The 3136-nt window shown below is 48.8% G+C and carries 1 rRNA gene; it reads left to right on the forward strand.

The features are described from left to right. Nucleotides 1-153 precede the first annotated feature (153 nt). Nucleotides 154-3055 (forward strand): 23S ribosomal RNA (locus HT688_RS10145). Nucleotides 3056-3136 lie beyond the last annotated feature (81 nt).

Consider the following 3136-nt stretch of genomic DNA (forward strand, 5'->3'; position numbering starts at 1 on the left):
GGTCAGCGGTTCGATCCCGCTAGGCTCCATTGGTGAGAGATTACCAAGTAATGCACATTGAAAATTGAATATCTATATCAAATAGTAACAAGAAAATAAACCGAAAACGCTGTAGTATTAATAAGAGTTTATGACTGAAAGGTCAGAAAATAAGGTTAAGTTAATAAGGGCGCACGGTGGATGCCTTGGCACTAGGAGCCGAAGAAGGACGTGACAAACGACGATATGCCTTGGGTAGCTGTAAGTAAGCGATGATCCAGGGATTTCCGAATGGGGGAACCCAACAGGTAGTACCTGTTACCCACATCTGTTAAGGATGTGAGGAGGAAGACGCAGTGAACTGAAACATCTAAGTAGCTGCAGGAAGAGAAAGCAAAAGCGATTGCCTTAGTAGCGGCGAGCGAAACGGCAGGAGGGCAAACCGAAGAGTTTACTCTTCGGGGTTGTAGGACTGCAATGTGGACTCAAAGATTATAGAAGAATGATTTGGGAAGATCAGCCAAAGAGAGTAATAGCCTCGTATTTAAAATAGTCTTTGTACCTAGCAGTATCCTGAGTACGGCGGGACACGTGAAATCCCGTCGGAATCTGGGAGGACCATCTCCCAACCCTAAATACTCCCTAGTGACCGATAGTGAACCAGTACCGTGAGGGAAAGGTGAAAAGCACCCCGGGAGGGGAGTGAAATAGAACCTGAAACCGTGTGCCTACAACAAGTTCGAGCCCGTTAATGGGTGAGAGCGTGCCTTTTGTAGAATGAACCGGCGAGTTACGTTATGATGCGAGGTTAAGTTGAAGAGACGGAGCCGTAGGGAAACCGAGTCTGAACAGGGCGAATTAGTATCATGACGTAGACCCGAAACCATGTGACCTACCCATGAGCAGGTTGAAGGTGCGGTAAGACGCACTGGAGGACCGAACCAGGGCACGTTGAAAAGTGCTTGGATGACTTGTGGGTAGCGGAGAAATTCCAAACGAACTTGGAGATAGCTGGTTCTCTCCGAAATAGCTTTAGGGCTAGCGTCGATATTAGAGATTCTTGGAGGTAGAGCACTGTTTGGGTGAGGGGTCCATCCCGGATTACCAATCTCAGATAAACTCCGAATGCCAATGAATTATGGTCGGCAGTCAGACTGCGAGTGCTAAGATCCGTAGTCGAAAGGGAAACAGCCCAGACCACCAGCTAAGGTCCCAAAATAATTGTTAAGTGGAAAAGGATGTGGGGTTGCACAGACAACTAGGATGTTAGCTTAGAAGCAGCTATTCATTCAAAGAGTGCGTAATAGCTCACTAGTCGAGTGACCCTGCGCCGAAAATGTACCGGGGCTAAAACAATTTACCGAAGCTGTGGATACCTTTATAGGTATGGTAGGAGAGCGTTCTATGTGTGATGAAGGTATACCGTGAGGAGTGCTGGAACGCATAGAAGTGAGAATGCCGGTATGAGTAGCGAAAGACAGGTGAGAATCCTGTCCACCGTAAGACTAAGGTTTCCAGGGGAAGGCTCGTCCGCCCTGGGTCAGTCGGGACCTAAGGAGAGACCGAAAGGTGTATCCGATGGACAACAGGTTGATATTCCTGTACTAGAGTATGTAGTGATGGAGGGACGCAGTAGGCTAACTAAAGCAGACGATTGGAAGAGTCTGTCTAAGCAGTGAGGTGTGAATTGAGTTAAATGCTTAGTTCTATAACATTGAGCTGTGATGGGGAGCGAAGTTTAGTAGCGAAGTTAGTGACGTCACACTGCCAAGAAAAGCTTCTAGCGTTTAAACATACTCTACCCGTACCGCAAACCGACACAGGTAGTCGAGGCGAGTAGCCTCAGGTGAGCGAGAGAACTCTCGTTAAGGAACTCGGCAAAATGACCCCGTAACTTCGGGAGAAGGGGTGCTGACTTTACGTCAGCCGCAGTGAATAGGCCCAAGCAACTGTTTATCAAAAACACAGCTCTCTGCTAAATCGTAAGATGATGTATAGGGGGTGACGCCTGCCCGGTGCTGGAAGGTTAAGAGGAGTGCTTAGCGCAAGCGAAGGTATGAATTGAAGCCCCAGTAAACGGCGGCCGTAACTATAACGGTCCTAAGGTAGCGAAATTCCTTGTCGGGTAAGTTCCGACCCGCACGAAAGGCGTAATGATTTGGGCACTGTCTCAACGAGAGACTCGGTGAAATTTTAGTACCTGTGAAGATGCAGGTTACCCGCGACAGGACGGAAAGACCCCATGGAGCTTTACTGCAGTTTGATATTGAGTGTCTGTACCACATGTACAGGATAGGTAGGAGTCTACGAGATCGGGACGCCAGTTTCGAAGGAGACGCTGTTGGGATACTACCCTTATGTTATGGCCACTCTAACCCAGATAGGTGATCCCTATCGGAGACAGTGTCTGACAGGCAGTTTGACTGGGGCGGTCGCCTCCTAAAAGGTAACGGAGGCGCCCAAAGGTTCCCTCAGAATGGTTGGAAATCATTCGCAGAGTGTAAAGGTATAAGGGAGCTTGACTGCGAGAGCTACAACTCGAGCAGGGACGAAAGTCGGGCTTAGTGATCCGGTGGTTCCGTATGGAAGGGCCATCGCTCAACGGATAAAAGCTACCCTGGGGATAACAGGCTTATCTCCCCCAAGAGTTCACATCGACGGGGAGGTTTGGCACCTCGATGTCGGCTCGTCGCATCCTGGGGCTGTAGTCGGTCCCAAGGGTTGGGCTGTTCGCCCATTAAAGCGGCACGCGAGCTGGGTTCAGAACGTCGTGAGACAGTTCGGTCCCTATCCGTCGCGGGCGTAGGAAATTTGAGAGGATCTGCTCCTAGTACGAGAGGACCAGAGTGGACTTACCGCTGGTGTACCAGTTGTCTTGCCAAAGGCATCGCTGGGTAGCTATGTAGGGAAGGGATAAACGCTGAAAGCATCTAAGTGTGAACCCCACCTCAAGATGAGATTTCCCATGATTTTATATCAGTAAGAGCCCTGAGAGATGATCAGGTAGATAGGTTAGAAGTGGAAGTGTGGCGACACATGTAGCGGACTAATACTAATAGCTCGAGGACTTATCCAAAGTAACTGAGAATACGAAAGCGAACGGTTTTCTTGGTTTGAATAGATATTCAATTTTGAGTAGGTATTACTCAGAGTTAAG

This window comes from Streptococcus sp. 1559, from assembly GCF_013276735.1.
GTDB lineage: Bacteria > Bacillota > Bacilli > Lactobacillales > Streptococcaceae > Streptococcus > Streptococcus pseudopneumoniae.